Below are 24,319 nucleotides of genomic sequence, written 5' to 3'. Positions count from 1 at the left end.
CTGATTCGGGGGAATCGAATGACCAACGACGTCCCAGGCACGACACCGCGCGTCGCGGTCGTGATCGAGGACGACGCCGACATCCGCCACCTGCTCGAGACCGTCCTGACCCAGGGCGGGTTCCAGGTGATCAGCGCGGGCAACGGACTCGACGGAATCGAGGCCGTGCGCCGCTATGAGCCGCTCGTCACCACGCTCGACGTGAACATGCCGGGCATGGACGGCTTCGAGACCGCGCGCCGCATCCGCGACTTCAGCGAGACCTACCTCATCATGCTCACCGCGCTCGGGGAGGAGATCGACGCCATGCAGGGCCTCGACGCCGGTGCCGACGACTACATCCTCAAGCCGTTCCGGCCGCGCGAGCTCCGGGCGCGCGTGGAGGCGATGCTCCGCCGTCCGCGCTCCATCGCCACGGCGGCCCCTGTTGCACCGGCACCTGCGCCGCCCACGGTCATCGCCGCCCCTGTGGCTGCTCATCCTGTGGAGGTTGCCGCGCCGGAGGTCGTGCATCCGCCCGTTGTCGAAGCGCCCACGGCCACTCAGCCCGCCGAGCAGCCCTTCCCCGCGGCATTTCAGCCGCGACCGGCGGCGCCAGCACCCGCCGCTCCCCCACCGGTCCACGTGGCCGTGGCCGACGACGACGGCTGGCTCGAGCACAACGGCCTGTGGGTGAACCCGCAGACGCGGGTTGTTCAGCAGGACGGCGTGGAACTCGAACTGACCAGGAGCGAATTCGACCTGCTCGCGGGGCTCATGACCACGACGCGGCGCGTACGGACCAAGGCCGACCTCGTGCTGCTCCTGCGCGGCGAGAGCTACGTGACGTCCCACTTCGTGAGCGACGCGGACAAGCGCGCCATCGAGGTGCACCTCGCCAACCTCCGCAAGAAGCTCGGTGAGAACCCGTCTTCCCCGCGGTGGATCGAGACCGTGCGCGGCGTCGGATACCGCCTCACGGCCGCCGATCCCACCTGATCGGCCTTGAGGAAATCCTGAGCCAAAGCTGCGCGAACTCCGCCGCCGGTCCTGATCTTGATGCCGAACACTGGACGTAGGCACTGACCGCGCCGAATCGCAGACCAGAACGGAACGCCCCATGACCACTCTCGACAACGGGTACGTCTCGCAGGAGAGGCTCCCCGCCAACCCCGACGAGTACCTCGACTCGGTGGGCATTCAGGCTCGCTTCCGCCCGACCATCGGCTGCGTCATCCCGGCGTACAACGAGGCCGACTCGATCGCCTCCGTGCTTGAGTCGCTGCTCGCGCAGACCAGACTCCCCGACGTGATCCACGTGATCGTCAACAACTCGACGGACGACACGGTCGCGATCGCCAGTGCCTTCGCCGGCCCGCACACCGTCGAGATCGACGGCGAGGAGCAGTTCACCGAGATCTACGTCCACGACATCGGGCAGAACCCCGACAAGAAGGTCGGCGCGCTCAACTACGGCTATTCGCTCGTGGAGGGCTGCGACTACCTGCTGGGCGTCGACGGCGACACCACGGCCGCTCCCAACGCGGTCGCCGCTCTCGAGGCCGAGATCGCCTCGGACACCCGGATCGGCGGCATCTCCGCGATCTACAGCATCGACGACCGACCGTTCACCGGGGTCATGGCGCCGTTCCTCATCGCCGGCCAGCGCGCGCAGTTCGCGGCCTTCAACATGCAGAACATGCTGCGCGGGCGCAACATGGCAGTTCTCGGCGGCCAGTTCTCGATCTTCTCGATGAAGGCCCTCCTGCAGGTCATGGTCGACAACCACCAGCAGACCCCGTGGGTCAAGGACTCCGAGGTGGAGGACTCCCTGCTCTCCCTCCAGATCAAGAGCGCCGGCTACCTCACGAAGATCAGCGCCCAGGCTCGCGCGGACGTGGGCGGGATGACTACGCTTCGCGGCCTCGACGGCCAGCAGGTGAAGTGGAACTTCGGAGCCATCGAGCTCATGTGGCCGGGGCAGCGCGGCGACACGAAGGGCCAGCCCTTCCACCCCAACCTGCGACTGCGCTGGTTCGAGAACTTCTCCATGCTCGTCAACGGGTTCACGCGCGTGATGTTCATCGTGCTGCTCGTCGCCTCGCTCTCCATCAGCGCGTTCGTCTTCAGCCCGATCTGGCTGATCCCGCCGGCCGTCGCGATCCTGCTGAACCTCCGGATCGCGATCTCGATGAAGAACCGCAACTGGAAGGACATCCTGTTCGCCCTCGCGGTCGTCCCGGCCGAGGCGTACATGCTCGTGCGCCTGGGGCACTTCTTCCGGGCGTGGAGCAAGTTCCTCAGCCGCAAGCAGACCGACAACTGGGCCGAGCAGGCCAAGGCCGAGCGCGGCTCGGGCAACGCGTACCTGACGCCGGTCATCATCGCAGCCCTCGTGATCGTCGGCCTCGTCGTGCTCTGGTTCCAACTCGACGTGGTCGTGCAGTCCTCGATCCTCTGGGTCGGCTGGCCGATCCTGGGCGTCATCACGGGCCTGCAGACCTTCTCCATGTTCCTCAGCCTCGCGCGCCGCCACCGCGGCTACCGCGTCTAGCCCGAAAGGCAGCCCATGGCTCTCCGACTCTCCCGCCGCCTCGCCGGCGCCGCCCTGGCCGCCGTCGTGGCCGTCACCCTGAGCGCCTGCGGCACTCCGCCCTGGGAGGATGCCGCGACGCCGGCTCCCACTGCGACGCCGAAGCCCACCAGCACTGAGATCACCACCGTGGTCAACGAGCTCGCGAACGGGTCGACCAAGCACCAGCTCACCGCCGGCAGCATCGGCCTGGCGGTGGACTACTTCTCGACCCTGTCGATGGACCAGTGGACCGCGGATGCCAACAAGCCGCTGAGCATCTCGATGATCGCGAGCATTGCCAACGACGAGAAGCAGGCGGTCTACCTGTCGAACATGACCCTGCTGGTGTCGGTGTACGGCCCGGACGGCAAGCTCGACGGTCCCCCGGAGCTGGCCGATCGCGCCACCGTCAACCCGGGCTACCTGGTGAAGACGCCGTACAGCTACAGCCAGACCTTCAACCTGCCGGCGGTCGACCCGGCCGCGACGTACGTCCAGGTCTCGCTGACCTACGAGCTTCTGCTCCAGTCGACACCGACCTCGTCCCAGTACGCCAAGCAGACCGCGTCAGACACGCTCACGATCGCGATCGCACCGCCGAAGGCGGGTTGAGTAGCGCGCTCTGGCGCGCATATCGAAACCGAGGTTTCGATACGGCCGCGGACGGCCTACTCAACCCACCGGGTTTCGATACGGCCGCGGGCGGCCTACTCAACCCACCGGGTTTCGATACGGCCGCGGACGGCCCACTCAACCAGCTAGATCGAGAAGCCCAGGGCGCGCATCATGTCGCGCCCGTCGTCGGTGATGTTCTGCGGGCCCCACGGCGGCATCCAGACCCAGTTGATGCGGAAGGCCTCGACCACCCCGTCGAGCGCCTGCGCGGTCTGCTCCTCGATCACGTCGGTGAGCGGGCACCCGGCCGAGGTGAGCGTCATGCTGATGATGAGCGCGTTGTTCTCGTCGTCCCAGCTGAGGTCGTAGATCAGCCCGAGATCGACGACGTTGACGCCGAGCTCGGGGTCCATGACGTCCTTCAGGGCCTCTTCGACCTCGTCGAACTTCGCGGGCGCTAGTGCGGTAGCCATACTTCTACGCTACGACTTCGTCGGTGAGAAAGCGATCATAGCCCTCGTTCTCGAGGCGCTCCGCGAGCTCCGGGCCGCCCTCTTCGGCGACGCGACCGTCGACGAAGACGTGCACGAAGTCGGGCTTGATGTACCGCAGGATGCGCGTGTAGTGGGTGATGAGCAGCACACCCAGGTCGTTGGCCTCGTGAGCACGGTTGACACCCTCGGAGACGATCTTGAGCGCGTCGACATCCAGACCGGAGTCTGTCTCGTCGAGGATCGCGAACTTCGGCTTCAAGAGCTCGAGCTGCAGGATCTCGTGGCGCTTCTTCTCGCCGCCCGAGAAGCCCTCGTTCACGTTGCGCTCACCGAAGGCCTTGTCCATGCGGAGGGACTTCATCGCCTCGTTGACCTCCTTGATCCACGGGCGGAGCGCGGGGGCCTCCCCGTCGAGCGCGGTCTTCGCCGTGCGGAGGAAGTCGGTCATGCGCACGCCCGGGATCTCCACGGGGTACTGCATGGCGAGGAAGAGGCCGGCGCGGGCGCGCTCGTCCACGGACATCGTCAGCACCTCGACGCCGTCGAGCAGCACGGAGCCGCTCTCGACGTGGTACTTCGGGTGCCCGGCGATCGAGTACGCGAGGGTGGACTTGCCCGAGCCGTTGGGGCCCATGACGGCGTGCACCTCGCCCTGCGCGATCCGGAGGTCGACGCCCTTGAGGATCTGCTTCGTGCCCTGCTCGGTCTCCACACTGACGTGGAGGTCCTTGATTTCAAGTACTGACATGGTTCTGTTCCTGGTCTGCTAGACAGTCAAAGTCTGGGTCGGGTCGACGTACACGACGCCGTCGTCGTCAACGGTCACGGTGAAGACCGGGACCGGCTCGTAGGCGGGCAGGCTCAGCGGCTTGCCGGTGTCGAGCGCGAAGAGGGAGCCGTGCGCCCAGCACTCGATCGCGTCATCCTCCACGAAGCCCTCGGCCAGGGAGATGTCGCCGTGCGTGCAGGTGTCGCCAATGGCGTGCACCTTGCCCGCGGAGTCCTTCACGATAGCGATCGCGATGCCCTCGAGCACGACGCGGTACGCCTTGTTCTCCTCGAGCTCGTCGACGGTGCCGATGCGTTCCGCGGTCATGCTGCGCTCCCGGGGGTCGATGAGGCGGTGAGCTCCGCCTCGATGGCGGCGTGCAGGTGGCCTTCAAGCTCGGCGTTGCCGATCTTCTGCACGATCTCGGAGAGGAATCCGATGACGACCAGGCGCCGCGCCTCCGCCTCGGAGATGCCCCTCGCCTGCAGGTAGAAGAGCTGCTCGTCGTCGAAGCGGCCGGTGGCGCTCGCGTGGCCTGCGCCGAGGATATCGCCGGTCTCGATTTCGAGGTTCGGGATCGAGTCCGCCCGGGTGCCCTCGCTCAGCACGAGGTTTCGGTTCTGCTCGTAGCTGTCCGTGCCGGCGGCCTTCGGGCCGATGAGCACGTCGCCCACCCAGACGGTGTGCGCTCCCTCGCCCTGCAGGGCGCCCTTGTAGTTCACACGGCCCTTGGTGTTCTCGGCCTGGTGGTGGAGGTAGACGCGCTGCTCGAAGTGCTGGCCCGCGTCGGCGAAGTAGAGGCCGAGGAGGTCGCCGTCGGAGCCCTCGCCCGAGAGGTGCACCGCGGGGTTGAGCCGCACGACCGAGCCGCCGAGAGTGACCACGATGTGCTTGAGGCTGGCGCTGCGGCCGACCTGCGCGAAATGGCTCGCGAGCTGGGTCGAGCTGTCAGACCACTCCTGCACGGAGACGACGGTAAGGGCGGCGCCCTCTTCGACGATGATCTCGACGTTCTCTGCGAGCTGGGCATCGCCACTGGACCGCAGGATGACCGTGCCGCGGCTGTTCGGCCGCGCGGTGATCACGGTGTGCGCTGCGCGCGGGGCGCTGCCGAGGCTCGAGCGGGACAGAACCACGTCCACGTGCTCCTCGGAGGTGAGCGTGATCGACAGGGCTTTCTCGAAACTGCTCCAGGCGTTCGCCGAGCCGCGATCCTCGGGCGTGCCCGCACTGCCGACCCGGGCATCCGTGCGATCGATCCAGTCGACGGATGCCCCGGCCGCGTCATTCACGAGGTACGCGTACGGCGAGCCGTCGAGGGCGTCGTCGAGGAGCGGCTTGACGCGGGCAACCGGAGTGAGCTTCCAGTCGCCCTCGATGCCCTTGACCTCGGGGAAGTCGTCGTGGTCGAAGGAGGTGAAGCGCGCGTCCCGGGTCTGAACTGGGACGTAGCCGGGCTCGTTGGAGTCCCAGCCGCCGTCGCTGTGGGCCACTGCGCCAGTCTGGGCGGGCCCGTGCTGTTCGGGTGTGAGTACGGTCATCGCCTAGCCGACACTGCCTTCCATGCTCATCTCGATGAGCTTGTTGAGCTCGAGGGCGTACTCCATCGGCAGCTCGCGCGCGATGGGCTCGATGAACCCGCGCACGATCATGGCCATGGCTTCGTCTTCCGGCATGCCGCGCGACTGCAGGTAGAACAGCTGCTCCGCACTCACTCGCGAGACCGTCGCCTCATGGCCGAGCTGAACGTCATCGACACGGATGTCGATGGCCGGGTAAGTGTCAGAACGGGAGATGGTGTCGACGAGGAGCGCGTCGCAGCGCACGGTGTTGGCGGAGTGGTGGGCCTTCTCGTCCACCCGCACCTCTCCGCGGTAGCCGGCGCGGCCGCCGCCGCGGGCGATGGATTTCGAGACGATCGACGACGTCGTGTACGGCGCCATGTGGATCATCTTCGCGCCGGCGTCCTGGTGCTGGCCGGGGCCGGCGAACGCCACGGAGAGGGTCTCGCCCTTGGCGTGCTCTCCCACCAGGTAGATCGACGGGTACTTCATCGTCACCTTGGAGCCGATGTTGCCGTCGATCCACTCCATGGTCGCGCCCTCGTGCGCGATCGCGCGCTTGGTGACCAGGTTGTAGACGTTGTTCGACCAGTTCTGGATCGTCGTGTAGCGAACGCGGGCGTTCTTCTTCACGATGATCTCCACGACGGCCGAGTGCAGCGAGTCGCTCTTGTAGATCGGCGCGGTGCAGCCCTCGATGTAGTGCACGTACGAGCCCTCGTCCGCGATGATCAGCGTGCGCTCGAACTGGCCCATGTTCTCGGTGTTGATGCGGAAGTAGGCCTGCAGCGGGATCTCCACGTGCACGCCCTTGGGCACGTACACGAAGGAGCCGCCCGACCATACGGCCGTGTTGAGAGCCGCGAACTTGTTGTCTCCGGCCGGGATGACCGTGCCGAAGTACTCCTCGAAGAACTCGGGGTGCTCGCGCAGGGCGGTGTCGGTGTCCATGAAGATGACGCCCTGGGCCTCGAGCTCGGCGTTGATGGAGTGGAACACCACCTCCGACTCGTACTGGGCCGCGACGCCCGACACGAGGCGCTTGCGCTCCGCCTCGGGGATGCCGAGCTTCTCGTACGTCAGGCGGATGTCCTCCGGGAGGTCCTCCCACGACTGGGCCTGCTTCTCGGTGGAGCGGACGAAGTACTTGATGTTGTCGAAGTCGATGCCCGACAGGTCGGCGCCCCAGGTCGGCATCGGCTTGCGGAAGAAGTTCTTGAGGCCGGAGAGGCGGGTCTTGAGCATGCTCTCAGGCTCGCTCTTGAGCTCCGAGATGTTCCGGACTACGTCCTCGTTGATACCGCGTCGCGCCGATGCTCCGGCTACATCGGAATCGGACCACCCGAACTCGTACTGCCCGAGGCCGTTGAGCTCCGGGCGGTCGATCAGCACGTCTGACATAGATACCTCTTTCCTACCGTGGGCAACCGAGGTGGCTGCGACGGCATTCCCTCCCACAGCCCACGCTCATACGAGCAGCCGGATGTTTTCGCGAGGTGGCCAGTTACGCAGAAAATGCTGATACTGGGCGGAAACAGGACACGGGAGCGTGGTGCTTATTCAAGCTCCGGCGTCAACGTTGACTCCCCGGCATTGGGCTGTGTTCCTGAACCGCTTAACTCTACAGTCCGTAGAGGAATCTGTCAGGAACTAGGTGCCGATTCCCTGCTTCCGCCGACTCGGGCGAAGAGCGCGGGATGCACGTCGAGCAGCACCCGCAGCACTCCGACCCACACCAGGGCCGCGCCGAGCAGGTGGAACGAGACGAGCGTCGCCGGCAGGCCCGTGAGCGCCTGAACGGTGCCGACGAGGCCCTGGGCGAGCACGACCACCACGAACACGATCAGTCGTCGGCGGATGAGGCGCGCCCGGGCATCCGTGCCCCGGTTCGTCACGAACAGGGCGATCGCGAGGCCGAGGACCAGCGCACCGAGTACCCCGTGGATGATCGTGAACGTGGTCCAGTCGAGCTGCATGCGGGGCACATCCGCAGAGTCCCCGGAGTGCGGCCCCGCGCCCGAGACCATCGTGCCGAACACGATGAGCGCCACGGTCACGCCGACGAGGAGCCACGCGAGCACCCCCGTCCCTCGGGAGACCGCGCCCGCCGGCCCCGGCCGCTTCTCGTGCACTCGGTGCCACGTGAGCGTGGTGGTGGCGAGAAGGGCGATCGCCAGCACGAAGTGCAGGGCCACCACCCAGGGGTTGAGCTTCACCAGCACCGTGATCCCGCCCGCTACCGCGTTCGCGACGACGAGCCAGAACTGCGACCAGGCGAGGCGGGTGACGGAGCGGACGCGCGGGCTCTGCAGTCGCGCCGCGATGATGACCCAGCCGACCGCGATGACGATCACCGTCGTGAGCATCCGGTTGGCGAACTCGATGACGCCGTGGATTCCGAGCTCAGCGCTCGGCGCGATCGAGGTGCCGTCGCACGTGGGCCACGTCGGGCAGCCGAGGCCCGACCCGGTCACGCGGACCAGTCCCCCGGTGAAGACGATGATGATGCTCACGATGAGCGCGGCCGTCGTCGCCCAGCGGAGGGCGCGCGGCGAGAGGGTCCAGCGGTCGGCAGCCCAACCGAGCGGCGTCTTCATCTAGAAGGGCAGCAGCGGGTCGATGCCGACAGCGATGAACACGAGGGTCAGATAGCTGATCGAACTGTGGAAGACGCGCATCGGCCGCACATCGCCGTGCTTGATCGCCGAGTTGTAGAGCAGGTGCGACTCCACGATGAACCACCCGCCCGCCAGGATCGCCACGACCGTGTAGACGATTCCCATGTTCGCGACCGGGATGAGCAACAGCGAGCACGCCACCGTCGCCCACGCGTACAGGATGACCTGCAGGCCCACGACCGTGCGGCCCCGGACGACGGCGAGCATCGGCACATTCACCGACTGGTAGTCGGCGCGGTACTTCATCGAGAGCGGCCAGTAGTGCGGCGGCGTCCACAGGAAGACGATGCCGAACAGGATGACCGGGGCCCAGCTCAGCGAGTCCTGCACGGCGGCCCAGCCGATGAGCACCGGCATGCAGCCCGCGGCGCCGCCCCAGACGATGTTCTGCGGGGTGCGGCGCTTGAGCACGAGCGTGTAGACGAGCACGTAGAAGAGGATCGCCGCGAGCGAGAGCGCCGCCGAGAGCCAGTTGATGAGCAGCCCGAGCCACAGCACCGAGGCCACGCCGGTCACCCACGCGAAGACGAGGGCCTCGCGGTCGGTCAGCTCCCCCGTGACGAGGGGGCGCTTCTTCGTGCGGTTCATCACGCGGTCGATGTCGCGGTCGATGTAGCAGTTGAAGGCGTTGGCCGAGCCCGCGCTGAGCGAGCCGCCCACGAGGGTGCCGAGCACGAGCCACAGATTCGGGATGCCGTTCGCCGCGAGCACCATGACGGGCGCGGTGGTGACGAGCAGCAGCTCGATCACGCGGGGCTTAGTGAGGGCGATGTAGGCGAGCACCTTGCGGCGGAAGCCGATACGGTGTCGCTCGGTGCGGGCCTCGATCGCGACATCCATGGTCTCGATTGTATGTCGACCCCGTCGGCGGCCCGGTACACCGTCGGGAGTAAGAGGGCCGGGTTCTCTATACTTGAATCGCCTGCTGGCCGATGATTCGCTCTCCCCCTATGAAACCCTGCGTAGTGTTTCGCGTGCTGTGGTGTGAGCTATCCGTACCGGCGGACTTCCACCAAGTGAACGAAGGGTCAGACCCCGTGGCAACTCTCCAATGGGATCCCATTGACGACAAGGCAGTAGACACAGCTCGGATCCTCGCGGCAGACGCCGTTGAGAAGGTCGGAAACGGCCACCCGGGCACGGCGATGAGCCTGGCTCCCGCCGCGTACCTCCTCTTCCAGAAGGTCATGCGCCGTGACCCCTCCGACAACGAGTGGATCGGGCGCGACCGCTTCATCCTCTCGGTCGGCCATAGCTCGCTCACGCAGTACATCCAGCTCTACTACGGCGGCTACGGCCTCGAGCTCGACGACCTGAAGGCGCTGCGCACGTGGGGCTCCAAGACCCCGGGCCACCCCGAGTACGGCCACACCGACGGCGTCGAGATCACCACCGGCCCGCTGGGCCAGGGCCTCGCCTCTGCGGTCGGCTTCGCCTACGCGGCCCGGTACGAGCGCGAGCTGTTCGACCCGGCGGCAGAGCCGGGCAAGAGCCCGTTCGACCACTTCATCTACGTCATCGCCGGCGACGGCGACCTGCAGGAGGGCGTGACCAGCGAGGCGTCGTCGCTTGCCGGCCACCAGGAGCTCGGCAACCTCATCGCGATCTACGACTCGAACCAGATCTCGATCGAGGACGACACGAACATCGCCTTCACGGAGGACGTGCACGCGCGCTACCTCGCCTACGGCTGGGATGTGCAGGTCGTCGACTGGAAGAAGACCGGCGTCTACCAGGAGGACGTGCACGAGCTCAACGCCGCGATCGAGGCCGCGAAGGGCGTGACCGACAAGCCGTCGCTCATCATCCTGCGCACCATCATCGGCTGGCCTGCGCCCCACAAGCAGAACTCCGGCAAGATCCACGGGTCCGCCTTGGGCGCCGACGAGCTCGCTGCCACCAAGCGCACTCTCGGCTTCGACCCGGAGCAGACCTTCGAGGTCGCACCCGAGGTCATCGAGCACACCCGCAAGGCACTGGAGCGCGGCAAGGCCGCCCACGACGAGTGGAACGCGCAGTTCGACGCCTGGGCGGCGGCGAACCCGGAGAAGAAGACGCTGCTCGACCGCATCCTGTCCGGCGCGCTGCCCGAGGGCGTCGAGGATGCCCTTCCGGTGTTCGAGGCGGGCAAGGACGTCTCCACCCGGGCGGCCTCCGGCAAGGTGATCAACGCCATCGCGGGAGTCATGCCCGAGCTGTGGGGAGGCTCGGCCGACCTCGCCGAGTCCAACCTGACGACCATTGAGGGCGGCGGATCGTTCGTGCCCCAGAAGTGGTCGACCCACGAGTGGACCTCGAGCCCGACCGGCCGCGTGCTGCACTTCGGCATCCGCGAGCACGCGATGGGCTCGATCCTCAACGGCATCGTGCTGCACGGCAACACGCGCCCGTTCGGCGGCACGTTCCTCATCTTCAGCGACTACATGCGCCCCGCGGTCCGCCTCGCGGCGCTCATGAAGGCGCCGGCGATCTACGTCTGGACGCACGACTCCGTCGCCCTCGGCGAGGACGGCCCGACGCACCAGCCGATCGAGCAGCTCGCCTCCCTGCGCCTCATCCCCGGCATGGACGTCGTCCGCCCGGCCGATGCCAACGAGACCGCCTGGGCGTGGAAGACGATCCTCGAGCGCCGCAACGGCCCCGCCGGCATCGCCCTCAGCCGCCAGAACCTCCCCGTGTTCGAGCGCGGCGAGGGCGAGGCATCCGGCGACACGCTCGCCTCTGCCAAGGGAGTCGCGAAGGGCGCCTACGTGCTCGCCGAGGCGCCGGGAGGCACGCCTGACGTGATCTTCCTCGCGACCGGCTCCGAGGTGCAGATCGCCGTCGAGGCCCGCGAGGTGCTGAAGGGCCAGGGCATCAACGCCCGCGTCGTCTCCGCACCGAGCCTCGAGTGGTTCGAGGAGCAGGATGCCGCGTACCGCGAGGCCGTGCTCCCCGCCGCCGTCAAGGCGCGCGTCTCCATCGAGGCGGGTGTCGCGGCCTCCTGGCGCGCCTACGTCGGCGATGCGGGCCGCAGCGTCTCGATCGAGCACTTCGGTGCCTCGGCCGACTACAAGACCCTGTTCCGCGAGTTCGGGATCACCACCGAGGCCGCCGTGGCCGCAGCCAAAGAATCGATCGCGGCCCTCTGAGGCCTCGGCAAGGAAAGAAGACAGCAATGAGCACCCCCACCGAAGACCTGTCCGCCCTGGGCGTCAGCATCTGGCTCGACGACCTCTCCCGCGACCGAATCCAGTCGGGAGGGCTTCAGAAGCTCATCGCCGACCGGAACGTCGTCGGCGTCACGACCAACCCGACGATCTTCGCCACGGCGCTGGCCAAGGGCACGACGTACGACGCGCAGGTCACCGAGCTGGCGAAGGCGGGCAAGAGCGTCACCGAGGCCGTGTTCGAGATCACCACGGACGACGTGGCCGCCGCGAGCGACATCTTCCGCCCCGTCTACGACGCGACCAACGGCCAGGACGGCCGCGTGTCGATCGAGGTCGAGCCCGGTTTCGCCCACGACGCCGCCGCGACGATCAAGCAGGCCAAGGAGCTGTGGGCGAAGGTCAACCGCCCCAACGCGATGATCAAGATCCCCGCGACCATCGAGGGCCTCGAGGCCATCACGGAGACCATCGCCGCGGGCATCAGCGTCAACGTCACGCTCATCTTCAGCCTCGAGCGCCACCGCGCGGTCATCAACGCCTACCTCCTCGGCCTCGAGAAGGCCAAGGCTGCGGGCCACGACCTGTCGGGCATCCACTCGGTCGCCTCGTTCTTCGTCTCGCGCGTCGACACAGAGATCGACAAGCGCCTCGAGGCCATCGGCACGGACGACGCCCTCTCGCTCAAGAGCAAGGCCGGCGTGGCCAACGCCCGCCTCGCGTACCAGGTGTACGAGCAGGAGTTCTCCTCCGAGCGCGCTCAGGTGCTCCTCGCGGCTGGTGCGAACAAGCAGCGGCCGCTGTGGGCGTCGACCGGCGTGAAGGACCCGGCGCTCCCCGACACCCTCTACGTCACCGAGCTCGCCGTGGGCGAGACCGTCAACACGATGCCGGAGAAGACGCTCGAGGGCACCTTCGACCACGGTGTGATCGAGGGCGACCAGGTCACCGGCAACTACAAGGCCGCGAACATCACGCTCGACGCGCTCGACGCGCTCGGCATCTCGTACGACGAGGTGACCGCGCTGCTCGAGAAGGAGGGCGTGGAGAAGTTCATCGTCTCGTGGAACGAGCTGCTCGACACCGTCTCCGCCGCTCTGGAAGCCGCCAAGTGAGCGTCAAGATCGCTGTCAGCGGCGCCGCCGCTGAGGCCGTGGAGCGCATCGTCCCGCAGCTCGTCAGCGACCTCGTCGCGAGCGGCATCACCTCGGGCGACGGGTCCCTCTGGGGCCCCGACGCCGAGGAGGAGTCGAACAAGCGGCTCGGCTGGGTCGAGGCTGTTGCCGTCGGCCGTCCGATGGTCGACGACGTCTACGCGCTGCGCGACAAGTTCCGCCATGAGGGCATCAACCACATCGTGCTCGGCGGAATGGGCGGCTCCTCGCTCGCCCCCGAGGTCATCACGCGCACCTACGGAGTCGAGCTCACCGTGCTCGACTCGACCGACCCCGGCCAGGTGCTCTCAGCGGTCAACGACCGGCTCGCAACCACCGCGGTGGTCATCTCCTCCAAGTCGGGCTCGACGCTGGAGACCGACAGCCAGAAGCGCATCTACGAGCAGTACTTCACCGCGGCGGGAATCGACCCGCTCGAGCGCATCGTCATCGTGACCGACCCGGGCTCGCCGCTCGACGTCGCCGCCCGCACGGCGGGCTACCGCGTCTTCAACGCCGACCCCAACGTGGGCGGCCGCTACTCGGCGCTCACCGCGTTCGGCCTGGTGCCGTCCGGGCTCGCCGGGGTCGACCTCAACGAGCTCCTCGACGAGGCCGAGGCCGTCATGGTCGAGCTCGCGGTCGACAACACGTCAAACCCCGGGCTCATTCTCGGCGCGGCGATGAGCAGCAAGAGCAAGCTCGGCATTGTGCCCGACGGCACCCACATCCTCGGCTTCGGAGACTGGGCTGAGCAGCTCATCGCCGAGTCGACGGGCAAGCTGGGCAAGGGCGTCCTGCCGGTCGTCCTCGATGTCGACTCCCCCGAGCTCGGCGAGAACCTCCCGGACCTCCAGATCATCCGCCTTGTCGGCGACTGGGACGACACCCGCGAGGTGGCCGACGGCGAGATCGAGATCGCTGGCAGCCTCGGCGGCCAGATCCTGGTGTGGGAGTACGCCACGGCCGTCGCCGGGCGCATCCTCGGGATCAACCCGTTCGACCAGCCCGACGTGGAGTCCGCGAAGATCGCCACCCGCGCCCTCATCGACAACCCCTCGAAGCCCGCTGAGCCGGCCTTCGTCGTGGGCGACATCGAGGTCCGCGGCACGCCGAGCGTCGTCGCGAACGCCACCGATCTGGAAGGCGCCCTCTTCGCGCTGCTCTCCCAGCTCCCGGAGGACGGCTACGTCTCGATCCAGGCCTACGTCGACCGTGTTGCCCACCCCGGACTGGTCGCCCTGCGCGACGAGCTCGCCGCGCGCGCCAAGCGCCCCGTGACCTTCGGCTGGGGACCGCGCTTCCTGCACTCCACGGGCCAGTTCCACAAGGGAGGCCCCGCGGTGGGCGTGTTCCTGCAGATCTTGACCGACGAGGACGCCGACCTGCAGATCCCCGACCGCCCGTTCACGTTCGGCCAGCTCATCCGAGCGCAGGCCGAGGGTGACGCGAGCGTGCTCGCCGACCACGGCCGCCCCGTCCTCAGCCTGACGCTGAGGAATCCTGCGGCATCCCTGCCGGTTGTCATCAGCGCCCTGAAGTAACTTCGGGCACGAACCACTAGGAGCACCATGTCGCCCGTCGACATCACGGCAGATTTCAATCCGCTCCGGGATCCCTCGGACCGCCGGCTCAACCGCATCGCCGGGCCGAGCGCCCTGGTCATCTTCGGGGTGACGGGCGACCTGTCCCGCAAGAAGCTCATGCCGGCGGTCTACGACCTCGCGAACCGGGGGCTGCTGCCCCCGGGCTTCGCGCTGGTCGGTTTCGCACGGCGCGAGTGGGAGAACCAGGACTTCGCCCAGGTCGTGCACGACGCGGTCAAGCAGTACGCGCGCACGCCGTTCGACGAGGATGTCTGGACGCAGCTCGCCCAGGGCATCCGCTTCGTGCAGGGCGAGTTCGACGACGCCGCCGCGTTCACCCGCCTCAAGGCGACCCTCGAGGAGCTCGACCGCGATCGCGGCACCATGGGCAACCACGCGTTCTACCTGTCGATCCCGCCGAAGTCGTTCCCCGAGGTCACCGAGCGCCTGCGCGACTCCGGCCTCGCGGAGCAGCGGGACGGCCAGTGGAGCCGCGTGGTCATCGAGAAGCCGTTCGGCAGCGACCTGACCACGGCGCGCGAGCTCAACGCGGTCGTCGAGTCGGTGTTCCCGCCCGACAGCGTCTTCCGCATCGACCACTACCTGGGCAAGGAGACGGTCCAGAACATTCTGGCGCTGCGCTTCGCCAACCAGCTCTACGAGCCCATCTGGAACGCCAACTACGTCGACCACGTGCAGATCACGATGGCCGAGGATGTCGGTGTCGGCGGTCGTGCCGGCTACTACGACGGCATCGGCGCAGCGCGGGACGTCATCCAGAACCACCTCCTGCAGCTGCTCGCGCTCACCGCCATGGAGGAGCCGGTCTCGTTCGACGCGGCTGACCTCCGTGCAGAGAAGGAGAAGGTGCTCTCCGCGGTGCGCCTCCCGAAAGACCTGGGCAAGCACACCGCGCGCGGCCAGTACTCGGGCGGCTGGTCCGGCGGCGAGAAGGTGCTCGGCTTCCTCGACGAGGACGGGATGAACCCGAAGTCCACGACCGAGACGTTCGCGGCAATCCGTCTCGACATCGGCACGCGCCGATGGGCCGGAGTGCCGTTCTACCTCCGTACCGGCAAGCGCCTCGGGCGCCGAGTGACCGAGATCGCGGTCGTGTTCAAGCGCGCTCCGCAGTACCTGTTCGCTGAGTCTCAGACGAGCGCGCTCGGCCAGAACGCCCTGGTCATCCGGGTGCAGCCCGACGAGGGTGTGACGATCCGCTTCGGTTCGAAGGTCCCCGGTGCCGGCATGCAGGTGCGCGATGTGACGATGGACTTCGGCTACGGGCACGCCTTCACCGAGGCGAGCCCCGAGGCGTACGAGCGCCTCATCCTCGACGTGCTGCTCGGCGATCCGCCGCTGTTCCCGCGCCACGAGGAAGTCGAGCTCAGCTGGAAGATCCTCGACCCGATCGAGGAGTACTGGGCCACCCAGGGGCAGCCCGAGCAGTACCGTCCGGGAACGTGGGGCCCGGCATCCGCCGACGACCTCATGGCCCGCGACGGCAGGACTTGGAGACGACCGTGATCGTAGATCTTCCCAACACCACGACGAGCGCTATCTCGAAGACGCTCGTCAAGATCCGCGAAGAGGGCGGCGCTGTAGCCCTCGGCCGCGTCCTCACCCTCATCATCACTACCCATCTGGGAGAGGAAGAGGAGGCCATCGAGGCCGCCAACGAGGCCTCGCGCGAGCATCCGATGCGCATCATCGTGGTCTCCACCGGCCAGGACGACAAGAAGGCGCAGAGCCGCGAGAAAGAGCAGCCCCGCGTCGACGCGCAGATCCGCGTGGGCGGCGACGCCGGTGCGGGCGAGGTCGTCGTCGTGAAGGCCTACGGCGACGCGGCCTCCGACCAGGAGAGCCTCGTCACGGGCCTGCTGCTCCCCGATGCACCTGTCGTCGCGTGGTGGCCGGGCGCCGCTCCCGCCAATGTCTCGCAGTCCCCCGTGGGCCGCATCGCCCAGCGGCGCATCACGGATGCCGCGGCGAGCACCAACCCGGTGAAGGCACTGGCCACGATCACCGAGACGTACCGCCCCGGCGACACCGACTTCGCCTGGACCCGTCTTACGCTCTGGCGCGCTCAGCTCGCCGCCGTGCTCGACCAGCCTCCGTTCGAGCCGGTGACCGCGGTCGAGGTCCACGGCACGGCGGACTCGCCCTCCACGGTACTGCTCGCCGCGTGGCTGCAGCAGTCGTTGCAGGTGCCGGTGACACTCGGCGTCTCGGGCAAGTCGCACGGCAGCAGCGGCATTCAGGGCGTCAAGCTCGTCCGCGCGTCAGGCGCCATCGAGCTCGAGCGCACGATGTCGAACATCGCGACGCTCGTGCAGCCGAACCAGCCGACCCACGACATCTCTCTTCCCCGCCGCAGTCTTCGCGACTGCCTGGCAGAGGAGCTGCGCCGACTCGACCCGGACGACCTGTTCGGCGAGGTCATCGTGCACGGCGTCGGTAAGCTGGGGAAGCCGGGCAGGGTCAAGCGCCCGGCCCGAACAAAGGCATAGCTGCACCATGAGCAACGAACGCAGGGTCATCGTCCACCCCGACAAGGCGGCCCTCGCGGCAGCAGTGGCGGCACGCTTCATCACCAAGGTTGTGGACCTGGTCGACGAGTTCGACGAGGCATCCATCGTGCTCACCGGCGGAACCATGGGCAGCGCCGTGCTCGAAGCGGTGAACGTGAACCCGGCGCGCGACTCGATCGACTGGTCGCGGGTCAACGTGTGGTGGGGCGACGAGCGCTGGCTGCCGGCCGGCGATCCCGAGCGCAACGACACGCAGGCCCGTGCGGCGCTCCTGGACCACGTCGCACTCGACCCCTCGCGGGTGCACCCCTTCGCGGCATCCGACTCCGGTATTGAGCTGGATACCGCGGCAGCCCTCTATGCGAAAGAGCTCGCCGACCACACTCCGGCCAACGCGAGCATGCCGCACTTCGACATCACGTTCCTCGGCGTCGGGCCCGACGGGCACATCGCGTCGCTGTTCCCCGAGCGCGGCGGGATTCGCGAGAAGGAGCTCACGGTCATCTCCGTCCGCAACTCCCCCAAGCCCCCGCCCGAGCGGCTGAGCCTCACCCTTCCGGTGATCAACTCGTCCGCGCGGGTGTGGCTCGTGGTGGCCGGGGCCGACAAGGCGTCAGCGCTCGGACTCACCCTTGCCGGCGCGAGCATCAACGAGGTGCCCGCAGCGGGTGTCGAGGGACGTCGCAAAACCCTGTTCTTCGTCGACGCGGATGCCGCGCAGGAAGTTCCCGAGAACCTCATCACCCCCGGCCAGTTCTGGACCGGGGCGGACGACAACTAGCGGGCTAGACCGTCGTCCCGCGGCGGGCGCGCAGCTGCACGAGTGCCTCCTCGAGAAGAGCTGCAGCCTCTTCCTCGCTGCGGCGCTCCTTCACGTAGGCGAGGTGCGTCTTGTACGGCTCGAGCTTGGCGACCGACGGGGGGTTGTTCTTGTCGCGACCGGCGGGCAGGCCCGTGGACGGTGAATCGATGGTCTCGGGGATCTCTTCGTCGGGCAGGTTCGCCGCGAAGTTCCGGACCGTCTCGTTGCCCATCTCATCCCAGTAGGAGACCTGGATGCGGTCCGCGTGGAAGCCGCGGTCCTGCTCGCCCATGGGTCCCGCACCTACGCGAGAACCGCGAATTGCACTACCGCCTGATGCCACTGCTGCCCCTAAATGAGTGAATGTGAGTGTTGGCTACGCGCCGTCGAACTTGGTGATGAGGCCGAGGACCACGATGCAGCTGATCCAGACGACCCCGAGGATGACCGTGATGCGGTTGAGGTTCCGCTCCGCGACGCCCGAAGCGCCGAGGTTGGAGGTGACGCCGCCGCCGAACATGTCGGAGAGGCCGCCACCGCGCCCACGGTGCAGGAGGATCAGGAGGGTCAGCAGGAGGCTCGTGATACCGAGGATGACCTGCAGCACGACCTGGAGAATTTGAATCACGAAGAGAACCTTTCGAAAGCCTCAGTAAGTGTAACTGACGGGGTCACGTTCCTACGTGCTTCTGGAAGCGTGCAATGCTCGCGAATTCGGCGACGTCGAGGCTGGCGCCGCCCACGAGGGCGCCATCCACGTTGGGCTCGCGCATGAACGCGGCGATGTTGCCCGACTTGACGGAACCGCCGTACAGGATGCGCGTGGCCTCCGCGACCTCAGCGCCCAGCAGCTCGGCGAGGGTCTCGCGCAGCTTCGCGGCCACCTGCTCGGCCTGCTCGGGGGTCGCCGCCTGGCCCGAGCCGATCGCCCAGACCGGCTCATACGCCACGACGAGGTCGGGCGTGCCCGAGATGCCCTCGAGGGCGGCCTTCAGCTGGGCGACGGGGACGGCGCTCGGGCCGTGCTTCTCGAGGTCCTCCGCGGTCTCCCCCACGCACAGCACCGGGACGAGCCCGTGCTTGAGCGCAGCGGCTACCTTGCGGCCGAGGAGCTCGTCCGTCTCGCCGTGGTACTGGCGCCGCTCCGAGTGGCCGATGATGACGTACGTCGCATCGAGGGCCTTGAGGAACGCCCCGGAGATCTCGCCGGTGTAGGCGCCGGAGTCGTGCTCCGAGACATCCTGGCCCCCGAAGACGATCTCGAGCTTGTCGGCCGAGATGAGCGTCTGCACGGAGCGCAGGTCGGTGAACGGCGGGAACACTGCGACCTCCGCGCCGCCCACGCCGAACTCGTGCTTGGCGTCCTTGAGCGTCCACGCGAGCTTCTGCACGGTGGCGATCGCCTGCAGGTGGTCGAGGTTCATCTTCCAGTTGCCCGCGATGAGCGGGACGCGCTTTACTGCCATCCGAGTACCTCCAGGCCCGGGAGGCGCTTGCCCTCGAGGAACTCGAGGCTGGCACCCCCACCGGTAGAAATGTGGCCGAACTGGTCGTCCTTGAATCCGAGCTCGCGGACTGCGGCCGCGGAGTCGCCTCCGCCCACCACCCCGAACCCGTCGAATGTGGAGAGGGCGGATGCCACGGCCCGGGTGCCCGCGGCGAAGGGCGCGAGCTCGAACACGCCCATGGGGCCGTTCCAGAACACGGTCTTCGAGTCTGCGATCACCGCGGCGAACGCTGCCGAGGTCTCGGGACCGATGTCGAGCCCGAGGCCCGAGGCGCCGAACGGGCTCTCCTCGATCGTGTCCGCGGGGGTCACGACGTGCTCGGCGTCGCCGCCGAACTTCGACGCGACGACGATGTCGGTGGGCAGCACGATCTGCACGCCCAACTCTTTCGCCTTCTCGAGGTAGCCCTTGACGACGTCCACCTGGTCGGCCTCGAGCAGGCTCGCGCCCACCTTGTGGCCGAGCGCGTAGAGGAAGGTGAAGAGCATCCCGCCGCCGATGAGCAGCGAGTCGACCTTCGGCAGCAGCGCGTCGATGACGCTCAGCTTGTCCGACACCTTCGAGCCGCCCAGCACGACCGTGTAGGGCTTCTCCGGCGTGACCGTGAGACGCTCGAGCACCTCGAGCTCCTGCTGGATCAGCAGGCCCGCGGCGCTCGGAAGCTCCTCCGCGAGCTCGTAGACGCTCGCCTGCTTGCGGTGCACCACGCCGAACCCGTCGGAGACGAAGGCATCGCCGAACTTCGCGAGCTTCTTCGCGAAGTCCTTGCGGTCGCTGTCGTCCTTCGTGGTCTCGTGCGCGTTGAACCGGAGGTTCTCGAGCAGCGCGACATCGCCGTCCTGCAGGCCGTCCACGGCCTCCTGCGCGGCCGAGCCCACGGTGTCCTTGGCGAAGACCACGGGCTTGCCCAGAAGCTCGGAGAGCCGCTGAGCGACCGGCTCGAGACTGTACTTGGCGTCGGGCTCCCCGTCGGGGCGGCCGAGGTGCGAGATCACGACGACGCGCGCGCCGGCGTGGATGAGGGCGTTGAGGGTCGGCAACGAGGCGCGCACGCGCCCGTCGTCCGTGATCTGGCCGTTCTTCAGGGGAACGTTCAGATCACAGCGCACTACGACCCGCTTGCCCCGCAGGTCACCGAGTGACTCGAGGGTGCGGAGGCTCATGGTGCCGGTTACAGCTTCGCGCCGACGTACTCGGTGATGTCGACGAGGCGGTTGGAGTATCCCCACTCGTTGTCGTACCACGAGGCAACCTTGACCTGGTCGCCGATCACCTTGGTGAGGCCGGCGTCGAAGATCGAGGAGTGCGGGTCGCCCACGATGTCGCTCGAGACGATCTCGTCCTCGGTGTACTTGAGGATGCCCTTGAGGGGGCCCTCGGCGGCGGCCTTGTAGGCGGCGTTGACCTCCTCGACGGTGACCGGGCGCGACGCCGTGACCGTGAGGTCGGTGATCGAGCCGGTGATCACGGGCACCCGGAGGGCGTAGCCGTCGAGCTTGCCGACGAGCTCCGGGATGACCAGGCCGAGGGCCTTGGCCGCACCGGTGGAGGTGGGGATGATGTTGGCGGCGGCGGCGCGGGCGCGGCGGAGGTCGCTGTGCGGGCCGTCCTGCAGGTTCTGGTCGGCCGTGTAGGCGTGGACCGTGGTCATGAGACCGCGCTCGATGCCGAAGCTCTCCATGAACACCTTGGCGAGCGGCGCGAGGCAGTTCGTGGTGCAGGAGGCGTTCGAGATGATGTCGTGGACCGCGGCGTCGTAGGTCTCCTCGTTCACGCCGAGCACGAGCGTCGCGACGTCCGAGCCCGTGGCGGGAGCGGAGACGATGACCTTCTTGGCGCCCGCGGTGATGTGCTTGCGCGCATCCTCGGACTTGGTGAAGCGACCTGTCGACTCGATGACGATGTCGACGCCGAGCTCGCCCCAGGGAAGGAGCGCGGGGTCGCGCTCGGCCAGGACCTTGATCGGCTTGCCGTTGACGATGATGGTGTCGCCGTTGACCTCGATGGTGGCGTCGAGACGGCCGCCGACCGTGTCGTACTGGAGGAGGTGCGCGAGGGCCGCGGGGTTGTCGAGGTCGTTGACGGCGACGATCTCGAGGTCGCTTCCCTTGGCGAGTGCCGCCCTGAAGAAGTTACGGCCGATGCGGCCGAATCCGTTGATACCGATCTTGACGGTCACTTGCGCTCCAGTTGTTCGTGCGTCGCAAGACGCTCACTGCTCTTTGTGGTGGTGGGGTGGTACGAAGTGTGGCCGGGGCGGCTCTCACGAGCACTGCACCCCGGCCACGACGCCGTTATGAGAGTAGCAGCAGCCCGTTCGTCTTCTCGCGCGCTGCGTCGAAGCGCGCCTGCACGTTGCCCCAGTTGGCAATGTTCCAGAACGCCTTGACGTAGTCGGCGCGCACGTTCTTGTAGTCGAGGTAGTACGCGTGCTCCCACACGTCGAGCATGAGGAGCGGCACGATGCCGGCGGGCAGATTGCCCTGCTGGTCGAAGAACTGCACGATGATCAGGTTCTCGCCGATCGAGTCCCACGCCAGGACAGCCCAGCCCGAGCCCTGCACGCCCATCGCCACGGCAGTGAAGTGGGCCGTGAACTTGTCGAACGAGCCGAAGTGGTCGTCGATCGCGCTGGCGAGGTCGCCGGTGGGCTTGTCGCCGCCGTCGGGCGAGAGGTTGGTCCAGAAGATCGAGTGGTTGACGTGGCCGCCGAGGTTGAACGACAGGTCTTTCTCGAGCTTGTTGACGTTGGCGAGATCGCCCTTGTCACGCGCCTCGGCGAGACCGGCGAGTGCCGCGTTGGCCCCCGTCACGTACGCCTGGTGGTGCTTGCTGTGGTGAAGCTCCATGATCTGGCCGCTGATGCTCGGCGCGAGGGCCGAGTAGTCGTAGGCGAGTTCGGGGAGGGTGTATTCAGCCATCGTTTCTCCTAGCAAATAGGCCCCAGAACACGACTCTCAGGCCGAGCCGGGGTGACTTTTCCAGTCTACTCACGACAACCAGAGGGTCTCCCGGATGCTTCCCCTACTCGTCGAGGTCGGGCGGGAGATTCGCGTCCGTGCCCGGGATGCCGAGGTCGGAGGCCCGCTTGTCGGCCATCGCCAGGAGGCGGCGGATGCGGCCGGCGACCGCGTCCTTCGTCATGGGCGGGTCAGCGTGGTGGCCGAGCTCGTCGAGGCTGGAGTCGCGGAAGCGAAGGCGCAGCTCTCCCGCGTACTGCAGGTGCTTCGGCACGTCGCCCTCGAGGATCTCGAGCGCGCGCTCGACCCTGGCGCACGCCGCCACCGCCGCCTGCGCCGAGCGGCGGAGGTTCGCGTCGTCGAAGTTCACGAGCCGGTTGGCGGTGGCTCGCACCTCGCGGCGCTGGCGCATCTCGTTCCACGCCTCCACGCTGCGCTCGGCGCCCATGAGCACGAGCATGGCGCCGATCGCCTCGCCGTCTCGCACCACGACGCGGTGCACGCCGCGAACCTCGCGCGCCTTCGCGGCGATCTTGAGCCGGCCCGCAGCGCCCACGAGCGCCATGGCGGCTTCGTTGCCGGGGCAGGTGACCTCGAGGGCCGCGGAGCGGCCCGGGTCGGTGAGCGTGCCCGCGGCGAGGAACGCTCCGCGCCAGACGGCGGCCAGCTCCTCGCGGCTGCCCGTGGTGAGACGGTTCGGAAGTCCGCGGATCGGGCGGCGGCGCGCATCCAGCAGCCCGGTCTGACGGGCGAGAGTCTCGCCGCCGTCGAGGACTCGCACCAGGTAGTGGCTCGTTCGTCGGGTGCCCGACGCCGAGATGACGGAGACGTCGGCGCGCACGCCGTAGAGCTCCGCGATGTCCTTTCGGACCCGGCGCGCAAGGGCCTCGGTGTCGACCTCGGACTCGACGGCGATACGGCCCGAGATGACGTGCAGCCCGCCCGAGAAGCGCAGGATCGTTGCGAGCTCCGCCGCGCGGATGGTCGTCTTGCCCGACAGGATGCCTGTCAGCTCGTCTTTGACCTCGGCGGTAAGTGCCACGCGCGGTCCTCCTTCTGTGTTGTTATTCGCGCCCGAGGTCGCGGTGCATGACGCTCACGACCACTCCGGGCAGGCTGCTGAGCCTGGTCGCGAGCTCTTCGGCAATCGCGACAGACCGGTGCTTTCCCCCAGTGCAGCCAATGGCGATCGTAGCGTGTCGCTTGTTCTCGCGCTGGAAGCCGGCGAACACCGGCTCCATCGCGCGGGCGTAGTCATCGACGAACTCCGCCGCGCCCTCGCGGGAGAGGACGAACTCGCGCACGGACTCATCGAGGCCGTTGAGGGCCTTGAGCTCCGGGATCCAGAACGGGTTCGGGAGGAAGCGGCAGTCCGCCACGATATCGGCGTCGGCGGGAAGGCCGTACTTGTATCCGAAGCTCTCGATGGTCACCCGCAGGCCCGCGTCGTCGTCCGTGGAGAACTCCTCGCGGATATCGGTCGCGAGCTGGTGGATGTTGAGGTCGGAGGTGTCGATCACGATGTCCGCAGCGGCGCGGATCTCGGCGAGCCGCTCGCGCTCCGCCACGATGCCGTCAAGGGTCGTGCCGTTGCCCTGGAGCGGATGCGGGCGCCGGACGTTCTCGAACCTGCGCACGAGCGTCGCATCCGTCGCCTCGAGGAACAGCAGTCTGAGCACGATGGAATCGCGGAGCGCGTCGATGCTGCTGCGCACGTCCTGGAACATCGCGCCGCCGCGCACATCGACCACGGCGGCGATCCGCGGCAGGGAGTTGCCGGCGTGCTGCGCGAGCTCCACGAGGGGCTTGAGCATCTGGGGCGGCAGGTTGTCGACGACGTACCACCCGAGGTCCTCGAGAGCGTTGCCCACGGTAGATCGACCGGCACCGGACATGCCGGTGACGATGAGCATCTCCTGCTGTGGACTCTCGGGGGGCATTGTGGAACCAGACTACC

24 protein-coding genes are annotated in these 24,319 nt (G+C 67.7%); 9 read left to right on the top strand and 15 right to left on the bottom strand.

From position 1 onward, the window contains the following. The first annotated feature begins 18 nt into the window (after positions 1 to 18). The 3 genes from AC1RTC_RS03840 (at position 19) to AC1RTC_RS03830 (ending at position 3,166) form a co-directional block, all read left to right on the top strand. Positions 19 to 978 (top strand): response regulator transcription factor, encoded by a 960-nt coding sequence (locus AC1RTC_RS03840; protein WP_493154127.1) that lies wholly within the window; start codon positions 19 to 21, stop codon positions 976 to 978. A gap of 121 nt (positions 979 to 1,099) precedes the next feature. After that, on the top strand, positions 1,100 to 2,533 hold the full coding sequence (locus tag AC1RTC_RS03835) for a glycosyltransferase family 2 protein (RefSeq protein ID WP_493154126.1): 1,434 nt from the start codon (positions 1,100 to 1,102) through the stop codon (positions 2,531 to 2,533). A gap of 15 nt (positions 2,534 to 2,548) precedes the next feature. Next, entirely contained in the window at positions 2,549 to 3,166 is a 618-nt protein-coding gene (locus AC1RTC_RS03830; RefSeq protein WP_493154125.1) for a hypothetical protein, read from the top strand. A gap of 146 nt (positions 3,167 to 3,312) precedes the next feature. Here AC1RTC_RS03830 and AC1RTC_RS03825 read toward each other — a convergent pair whose 3' ends face one another. From AC1RTC_RS03825 to AC1RTC_RS03795, 7 genes are all read right to left on the bottom strand, one after another. Then, entirely contained in the window at positions 3,313 to 3,642 is a 330-nt protein-coding gene (locus AC1RTC_RS03825) for a metal-sulfur cluster assembly factor (RefSeq protein WP_493154124.1), read from the bottom strand. 4 nt (positions 3,643 to 3,646) lie between these two features. Further along, positions 3,647 to 4,411 carry a Fe-S cluster assembly ATPase SufC gene (gene sufC, locus AC1RTC_RS03820; RefSeq protein ID WP_493154123.1) on the bottom strand — a complete coding sequence of 255 codons (765 nt, stop codon included), beginning with the start codon at positions 4,409 to 4,411 and terminating at the stop codon, positions 3,647 to 3,649. 18 nt (positions 4,412 to 4,429) lie between these two features. Continuing rightward, on the bottom strand, positions 4,430 to 4,759 hold the full coding sequence (locus AC1RTC_RS03815; protein WP_493154122.1) for a non-heme iron oxygenase ferredoxin subunit: 330 nt from the start codon (positions 4,757 to 4,759) through the stop codon (positions 4,430 to 4,432). Further along, complete coding sequence (gene sufD, locus AC1RTC_RS03810; RefSeq protein ID WP_493154121.1) at positions 4,756 to 5,973, bottom strand: Fe-S cluster assembly protein SufD; 1,218 nt, start codon at positions 5,971 to 5,973, stop codon at positions 4,756 to 4,758. The genes AC1RTC_RS03815 and sufD overlap by 4 nt, the downstream gene beginning before the upstream one ends. Before the next feature lie 3 nt (positions 5,974 to 5,976). Beyond that, positions 5,977 to 7,395: a Fe-S cluster assembly protein SufB gene (gene sufB, locus AC1RTC_RS03805; protein ID WP_493154120.1), complete on the bottom strand. Its 1,419-nt coding sequence runs from the start codon at positions 7,393 to 7,395 to the stop codon at positions 5,977 to 5,979. Positions 7,396 to 7,637: 242 nt separating this feature from the next. Further along, entirely contained in the window at positions 7,638 to 8,591 is a 954-nt protein-coding gene (locus AC1RTC_RS03800) for a COX15/CtaA family protein (RefSeq protein WP_493154119.1), read from the bottom strand. Then, on the bottom strand, positions 8,592 to 9,512 hold the full coding sequence (locus AC1RTC_RS03795; protein WP_493154118.1) for a heme o synthase: 921 nt from the start codon (positions 9,510 to 9,512) through the stop codon (positions 8,592 to 8,594). Positions 9,513 to 9,709: 197 nt separating this feature from the next. Here AC1RTC_RS03795 and tkt point away from each other — a divergent pair, with 197 nt between their 5' ends. The 6 genes from tkt to pgl are packed head-to-tail and all read left to right on the top strand — an operon-like array spanning position 9,710 to position 17,873. Beyond that, a complete protein-coding gene (gene tkt / locus AC1RTC_RS03790) occupies positions 9,710 to 11,803 on the top strand; it encodes a transketolase (protein WP_493154117.1) in 2,094 nt (697 codons plus the stop codon). A 26-nt stretch (positions 11,804 to 11,829) separates the two neighbouring features. Then, on the top strand, positions 11,830 to 12,936 hold the full coding sequence (gene tal / locus AC1RTC_RS03785; RefSeq protein ID WP_493154116.1) for a transaldolase: 1,107 nt from the start codon (positions 11,830 to 11,832) through the stop codon (positions 12,934 to 12,936). Continuing rightward, entirely contained in the window at positions 12,933 to 14,519 is a 1,587-nt protein-coding gene (locus tag AC1RTC_RS03780) for a glucose-6-phosphate isomerase (protein ID WP_493154115.1), read from the top strand. The genes tal and AC1RTC_RS03780 overlap by 4 nt, the downstream gene beginning before the upstream one ends. Before the next feature lie 27 nt (positions 14,520 to 14,546). After that, positions 14,547 to 16,088 (top strand): glucose-6-phosphate dehydrogenase, encoded by a 1,542-nt coding sequence (gene zwf, locus AC1RTC_RS03775; protein ID WP_493154114.1) that lies wholly within the window; start codon positions 14,547 to 14,549, stop codon positions 16,086 to 16,088. Next, a complete protein-coding gene (locus tag AC1RTC_RS03770) occupies positions 16,085 to 17,071 on the top strand; it encodes a glucose-6-phosphate dehydrogenase assembly protein OpcA (RefSeq protein WP_493154113.1) in 987 nt (328 codons plus the stop codon). The genes zwf and AC1RTC_RS03770 overlap by 4 nt, the downstream gene beginning before the upstream one ends. A 7-nt stretch (positions 17,072 to 17,078) precedes the next feature. Then, entirely contained in the window at positions 17,079 to 17,873 is a 795-nt protein-coding gene (gene pgl, locus AC1RTC_RS03765; protein WP_493154112.1) for a 6-phosphogluconolactonase, read from the top strand. 4 nt (positions 17,874 to 17,877) lie between these two features. Here pgl and AC1RTC_RS03760 read toward each other — a convergent pair whose 3' ends face one another. The 8 genes from AC1RTC_RS03760 to rapZ all read right to left on the bottom strand — a co-directional run bounded on the left by AC1RTC_RS03760 (position 17,878) and on the right by rapZ (position 24,302). Continuing rightward, positions 17,878 to 18,237 (bottom strand): RNA polymerase-binding protein RbpA, encoded by a 360-nt coding sequence (locus tag AC1RTC_RS03760; RefSeq protein WP_493154111.1) that lies wholly within the window; start codon positions 18,235 to 18,237, stop codon positions 17,878 to 17,880. 33 nt (positions 18,238 to 18,270) lie between these two features. Further along, a complete protein-coding gene (gene secG, locus AC1RTC_RS03755) occupies positions 18,271 to 18,519 on the bottom strand; it encodes a preprotein translocase subunit SecG (protein WP_493154280.1) in 249 nt (82 codons plus the stop codon). Between the two features lie 46 nt (positions 18,520 to 18,565). Beyond that, entirely contained in the window at positions 18,566 to 19,360 is a 795-nt protein-coding gene (tpiA, locus tag AC1RTC_RS03750; protein WP_493154110.1) for a triose-phosphate isomerase, read from the bottom strand. Then, positions 19,351 to 20,565, bottom strand: coding sequence for a phosphoglycerate kinase (locus AC1RTC_RS03745; RefSeq protein ID WP_493154109.1), 1,215 nt, complete (start codon positions 20,563 to 20,565; stop codon positions 19,351 to 19,353). Before AC1RTC_RS03745 ends, tpiA begins: the two co-directional genes overlap by 10 nt. Before the next feature lie 8 nt (positions 20,566 to 20,573). Next, on the bottom strand, positions 20,574 to 21,581 hold the full coding sequence (gene gap / locus AC1RTC_RS03740; RefSeq protein WP_493154108.1) for a type I glyceraldehyde-3-phosphate dehydrogenase: 1,008 nt from the start codon (positions 21,579 to 21,581) through the stop codon (positions 20,574 to 20,576). A 115-nt stretch (positions 21,582 to 21,696) separates the two neighbouring features. Further along, the gene (locus AC1RTC_RS03735; protein ID WP_493154107.1) at positions 21,697 to 22,323 is read right to left on the bottom strand and encodes a superoxide dismutase; all 627 of its coding nucleotides are present in this window, start codon (positions 22,321 to 22,323) and stop codon (positions 21,697 to 21,699) included. A 103-nt stretch (positions 22,324 to 22,426) separates the two neighbouring features. Continuing rightward, positions 22,427 to 23,404: a DNA-binding protein WhiA gene (gene whiA, locus AC1RTC_RS03730; protein ID WP_493154106.1), complete on the bottom strand. Its 978-nt coding sequence runs from the start codon at positions 23,402 to 23,404 to the stop codon at positions 22,427 to 22,429. A gap of 22 nt (positions 23,405 to 23,426) precedes the next feature. Further along, positions 23,427 to 24,302: an RNase adapter RapZ gene (rapZ, locus tag AC1RTC_RS03725; protein WP_493154105.1), complete on the bottom strand. Its 876-nt coding sequence runs from the start codon at positions 24,300 to 24,302 to the stop codon at positions 23,427 to 23,429. Positions 24,303 to 24,319: the final 17 nt, after the last annotated feature.

Source organism: Rhodoglobus sp. GW821-FHT12B09 (assembly GCF_058809925.1).
This window is presented reverse-complemented; position numbering and strand designations above follow the sequence as displayed.